The 5,720-nt window shown below is 36.6% G+C and carries 6 protein-coding genes; 2 read left to right on the top strand and 4 right to left on the bottom strand.

Annotated features, from left to right (window positions below):
* Positions 1–197 precede the first annotated feature (197 nt).
* From NZD88_RS21185 to msrB, 3 genes are all read right to left on the bottom strand, one after another.
* Positions 198–578 carry a cupin domain-containing protein gene (locus NZD88_RS21185; RefSeq protein ID WP_259831812.1) on the bottom strand — a complete coding sequence of 127 codons (381 nt, stop codon included), beginning with the start codon at positions 576–578 and terminating at the stop codon, positions 198–200.
* A 35-nt stretch (positions 579–613) separates the two neighbouring features.
* Positions 614–1,369 carry a murein L,D-transpeptidase catalytic domain family protein gene (locus NZD88_RS21180; protein WP_259831811.1) on the bottom strand — a complete coding sequence of 252 codons (756 nt, stop codon included), beginning with the start codon at positions 1,367–1,369 and terminating at the stop codon, positions 614–616.
* A 127-nt stretch (positions 1,370–1,496) separates the two neighbouring features.
* Positions 1,497–1,943, bottom strand: coding sequence for a peptide-methionine (R)-S-oxide reductase MsrB (msrB, locus tag NZD88_RS21175; RefSeq protein WP_259831810.1), 447 nt, complete (start codon positions 1,941–1,943; stop codon positions 1,497–1,499).
* A 316-nt stretch (positions 1,944–2,259) separates the two neighbouring features.
* On the opposite strand from msrB, the gene NZD88_RS21170 reads away from it, so the two are divergent.
* Entirely contained in the window at positions 2,260–3,504 is a 1,245-nt protein-coding gene (locus tag NZD88_RS21170; protein WP_259831813.1) for a DUF445 domain-containing protein, read from the top strand.
* Between the two features lie 19 nt (positions 3,505–3,523).
* The gene (locus tag NZD88_RS21165) at positions 3,524–4,411 is read left to right on the top strand and encodes a hypothetical protein (protein ID WP_259831809.1); all 888 of its coding nucleotides are present in this window, start codon (positions 3,524–3,526) and stop codon (positions 4,409–4,411) included.
* A 30-nt stretch (positions 4,412–4,441) separates the two neighbouring features.
* On the opposite strand, the gene NZD88_RS21160 is transcribed toward NZD88_RS21165, so the two are convergent.
* Positions 4,442–5,479 (bottom strand): quinone-dependent dihydroorotate dehydrogenase, encoded by a 1,038-nt coding sequence (locus NZD88_RS21160; protein WP_259831808.1) that lies wholly within the window; start codon positions 5,477–5,479, stop codon positions 4,442–4,444.
* Positions 5,480–5,720: the final 241 nt, after the last annotated feature.

The following is a 5,720-nucleotide window of genomic DNA, read 5'->3' as shown; positions in this document are numbered from 1 at the left end:
AAAAATATAAATATTTTAACTTATAAAATTTGCTAATTAACATAGAATGTCAAGGTTCAAAACCTTGACAAGGATAAAAAACCAAAATCAATAACATTAATTCAGGTTAAATAACAACAAAAAGCAGCCAAAAATTGACTGCTTTTATATTGTAACCTCAGTAAGAAGCTTTTTACTTTCTTTACAATAGTAATTCTCTATTCTGAATCCTGTATAAAAAAATCATCAGCACCATCTGCAATCGGAATATATAACCTCTCCCATTCCTTACCTTTTATAATTTCCCAGGAATGTCCCTCTCCTTCCACATCTTCTGCCAAAAGAATAATTCCCGGTTCTATCTGAAATGTAGAGCCATTGCTCACCTTAAACAGGATATTCCCTTTTAACGTTACCACATATTGTCTTCGCGGCGCAGTGTGCCTCTTTTTCTCCCACTCTTCAGTGACCGTACTTGCCCAAAAAGTTGTTGTATTCATAGGCTTCAAAGTCGGGATTTTTCCCGTTTCGAAGGTACTTGTCCCATCAGGATGACTGAACAATCTTATGGCAGAAATAAACGCACTCGTACTTTTCAAACTAGCATTATCTTTTTATACAATTATTAATCAAATTAAGATCTTAACCATTCTGAGGAAGAAAGATACTTTTGATCAGGATAGTAAATGAAAAGGCAGTTTCGTCCTTTTATGGTATTAATGATCGGCTGTGTCAATGCTTTCGGTACTGCGGGACATCCCCAGCTTCTTCCGATTCTTTTGTGCATTGATGCAAATTCATCGCTCACATAATCTGCTCCATGCATCACGATCGCTCTTCTGTACGCGGCATCATTAAAACCTTTATCCATTCCCAACAATTTCAAAGAATATCCGTTGTCTCCCTGGTAAGTGGCATCCGTGATATAAAATCCCAAACTGCTCTGCAGCGAACTTTCCGTGTTAGAAAAATTCGCAGCAAATTCTTCGCCTGTATTTTTTCCGTGTGCTACCAGTGAATTGAACAGTACCTTTTTCTCATTCGTGTCAATCACCCAAAGTCTTTTGGTGTTCGAAGACATAGAAAAATCGCAGATAGTTAATAAATGCGAATCCTGGTTCAGCAATCCTGCTTTTTTTAAATTTTCAAATCCTGTCAATGCTTTTGAGAAAACCTCATAATTCAATTCATGTTCAGGATCAAAGGGAATTGATTTGTACAATTCTTCTGATGAAGATACTTTTCCAGCGGTCTTCTCAGATTTCGTGTCTGCTACTTTTTCAATTTTTGTTGTGTTGACATTCTCACTCTTTACTGCCTTTGCCGGCGAAAGATAGAATGAAGTCGTGACCATGTAAACCAGGCCTAATACACTATAAATTCCTCTCATTCAATAATATTAAATTCCAAATTAGTGAGGCAAAATTATAAAAACATAACTGTCAGACAGTTATACTCTACAAAGTTTAACGCTATTTAAGAAACTTTAACGTCTTGATTATGTGAATTAAAGAGGCTTATTTTTCAGAATCTGCGACAAATTCCAGACTCACGGAATTCATACAATAGCGCAGCCCGGTAGGCTTTGGACCATCATCAAAAACATGTCCCAGATGAGAATCACATCGTTTGCAGAGCACTTCTACTCTTTCCATTCCATACGCAGTATCTCTTTTGTAATAGACCCCTTCTTTATCCGCTTCAAAAAAGCTTGGCCATCCGCAACTGCTGGAGAATTTTGAGGTAGATCGAAATAAGTGATTACCACAAACGGCACAGTAATAGTCCCCGATTTCATCAAATTCATTATATTTTCCTGTAAACGCTCTTTCTGTAGCCGCTTCTCTGGATATAGCATATAAGTCGGGAGCCAGGATCTTTTTCCACTCATCATTGGAGATGTCAAGTTTTGTGGTGTCGGTTCTTGAATAGTATGGATTGTTTTTTGCTTCTTTATTTTCCATAGGAACAGTTTTAATAGGCTACAACTTCTGCGGACAGGCCTGCAGAATGATTAATAATAATGAAAGTTAAAAATTTCATGGTGAGTTTTACTTTTAATTAAACCACAAAAGGAGCAAAAGTTTTTAAACACTTCAGTTGATATAAAGTTTAAAATCATAATGTTGAGAAAGACCACATTAGTTAGCTGAAAATCCTCGATTTTCGTTGTAATAATCTTTTAAAAGTGTTTTTTGAACTAAACCTTAATCTCCCTTCTCTTTTTGTTGTTTAATTTTTAAAACAAATCTCATGATCAAATTTAGTAAATTTGAGAATATGAATGATGAAGCAAAAAGAAAACAGCTGAGAAAATATAAAGCATTTGCCACGGGATTATTTGTCCTGATGGCCATTATCTTTATAGCCACCACCTTACTTCAAAAATCTAATCCCTCCCATTGGGTCGGATATGTACGGGCTTTTTCCGAGGCAGCCATGATAGGTGCTTTGGCAGACTGGTTCGCGGTAACGGCCCTGTTCCGGCATCCGCTTGGACTTCCGATTCCGCATACCAATTTGATTGAAAACAGTAAACAGAGGCTGGGAGACAATCTTGGCAGTTTTGTGGTAAGCAATTTTCTTTCTCCACAAAATATCCGTCCTTACATCCAAAAGATTAAAATTTCAAACTTCGTTGGAGAATGGCTCGCCAAAGAAAAGAGCCAGGAGATTCTGATCAGAAACCTGTCAGACATTGTTCTCGACATTCTCAATAAACTGGACGACAATTCTGTAAGCCAGTTTATTAGCAAAAAAGTGTCTGAAATGACAGATGACATCAAGCTCAATAAAGTCGTTGGAAACGGCATCAATTATATCCTTGAAAAAAATGATCATCAGAGGATTGTTACCAATCTTTCCAAACAGATCAAAGAATATATCATCGAAAATGATGAAATGATCAAAGAGCGGGTAGAAAAAGGAAGCTATTCTTTTATTCCTTCTTTTGTTGACCATAAGATTGCCGATAAAATTACCAGCGGACTTGCCGACTTTTTTAAAGAAATTGAGGAAGATTCGCAGCATGAAATCCGAAACCTCATTACCCAAAAGATCTATGAATTTTCTATGGACCTGAAAGAAGATCCGAAATGGGATGATGAATTTAAAACCATCAAAAACGGACTTCTTAAAAGTGATAAACTGGATGAGTATTCCAGCGATATCTGGACCTCTATCAAGAAAACATTGATGAAAGAACTTCAGGATGACCAGTCTTCTTTAAAAGGCTATCTTACTAAAAACCTGAATGAATTTTCACAAAATTTAAAAACAGACGAAAACCTTCAGAATAAGATCGATCACTGGGTAAGAGTAACCGCTTATAAGTATATCCTTAAAAACACCCATCAGTTTGGAAACCTCATCAGTTCTACCGTAGGAAACTGGCAGGGTAAAGAGCTGAGTGAAAAAATGGAACTGGAAGTAGGGAAAGATCTCCAGTTTATCCGGGTGAACGGAACCCTGGTAGGTGGACTCGTCGGGCTGATTATCTACACCATCGCCAATTTCTTCCTCTAAAAGCTACTCACAACCAACCATGAAAAAACTATTAATTGTCTTATTTCTCGCTCTTTTTACGTTCTGTTACTGTCAGAAAGTTGACCTAAAAGAAGTGACAGATTCCTCGCAAATCTTCAAGGGTGAAATTGCAGGAATACCGATCACCATGCAACTGTATTATGCCGGAATTGCCGACTGTAGCTTGTATCAACATTTTGTAGACGGGTGGTATTATTACGATAAATATCAGAAGAAAATACCATTGACCGGCATTTATGATTACGGAAAACTATCTCTATATTATTTTGGCAATAAACAAAAGCAAAATTCTAAACTGTTTAAAAACCAGATTACTTCACCTCAACAAGTAGAAAAAACTGCTGACATTGCGGAAGCATTGGCACCCAAGGAATATATCATTTTTGAACCGAGTGATCTTAAAGGAAATTCTATTACAGGAAATTTTTACTTAAATAAAAAAGCTCAACCTGCTCAGCTGTTTACCGGCAATGATATGATTTATCGTTTTAATAATTATCTTACATTACCCAACAATAAAAAGATCAATACTTTTGATTTCATTAATAAGCATGGAGGGAACCAACTAATTTCTTACGCTTCAGGAGAAAATGGGAACCGCATTCTGTTATATTTTGAACATTCATCCAACTTCAATGCTTGTGGCAGATGTGGTGCCAGTGAAGGGGAAAAGGGCTATAGGGTCTTATATTTTACCAAAGACTGGAATTATAAAAATTACGAAGAATTTCTCACGGAAAGCTGCCTTGAAAACATTTACGATACTGTAGAGTCAAAATCTAAAGACCGAAAAACATTACAATTTAAAGTGGGTAAAACAGCATCTTCCCCAGCTTACACTTTTACCGTTGACACTAAAAATGCCTCTGTTGTGAAATCCAAATAAAAAAGAGAGCCTTACGCTCTCTTTCATTTTTTATCTTGGAAGCCTGCTTGCTCTCTTTAACAGTTCTTTATTGATCTCATTGATCAGTTCCGGGCCTTCATAGATAAATCCGGTGTAAAGCTGTACCAGACTTGCTCCCGCATCCAGTTTCTCGATAGCATCTTTTGCAGAATGTATTCCGCCCACCCCAATAATCGGGAAAGTTCTGTTGCTTTTATCGGAAAGGTATTTGATCATTTTTGTACTTCTTTCGCGGATAGGTTTTCCACTCAACCCGCCATTTCCTATCTTTTCTAAAACTTCAGGAGAGGTTTTCAGTCCTTCCCGGCTGACAGAGGTATTGGAAACAATTACTCCGTCAATTTTTGTCTCTGCAATCAGTTCAACAATTTCGTCTAACTGACTGTTGTTAAGATCCGGAGCAATTTTAAGTAATATGGGTTTCTGTACAGATTTTGATAGGTTGATTTTTTTCACTTCCGTAATCAGCTCACGCAGATAGTCTACATCTTCCAGCTTGGCGTGGCTTCCCACATTCGGGCAGCTGACATTCAGTACAAAGTAATCTACATGAGGATGAAGACCTTCAAAACAATCCAGATAATCCTGGGTATAGTTTTCCGGGGTTGTATCGGTGTTTTTTCCGATGTTTCCTCCAATGATTATTTTTCCTTTATTGCCTTTCAGTTTTTCTATGGCAGCTTCAAGACCATCGTTGTTGAAGCCCATTCTGTTGATGATTCCTCCATCTTCAATTAAACGGAACAGTCTTTTCTTAGGATTTCCGACCTGTGCTTTTGGTGTTACGGTTCCAATTTCTACAAATCCGAAACCCAGATCTCCCAACTCGTTGAACAAGACGGCATTTTTATCAAAACCGGCAGCCAACCCTACAGGATTTTTAAATTTCAATCCGAAAATTTCTCTTTCCAGACGTTTATCTTCAATAGGTTTAGGGAAAAATAATTGAGTAAGAAATCCAAAATTCTTTAGCACCGAAAAAGTAAAGTGATGAACATCTTCGGGATCAAATTTGAAAAGAATAGGTCGAATGATACTTTTGTACATTGAAAAAAAGTTTTACAAAAATACTCAATTTAAAATTAATGGTCGGTTAACCTATGATATATTATTAAAAAATGTTTCATCAACACTATCTATAAAACACAACCATTTGTGTGATCTTCGAAATCAGCAGGATATTGAAATCCCTGTAACCTTTGTACTTTCACCCTTGTGATAAGTTTGTCCAATAGAATAAATCATTTGAAATAGTTAAAATATCTTTGAAATATTAATCATTGGAAAA

The sequence above is a fragment of the Chryseobacterium pyrolae genome (assembly GCF_025153485.1).
GTDB classification, from domain to species: Bacteria; Bacteroidota; Bacteroidia; order Flavobacteriales; family Weeksellaceae; genus Chryseobacterium; species Chryseobacterium antibioticum.
The sequence above is the reverse complement of the archived record's forward strand: the minus strand, read 5'-3'. Positions and strand labels throughout refer to the sequence as shown.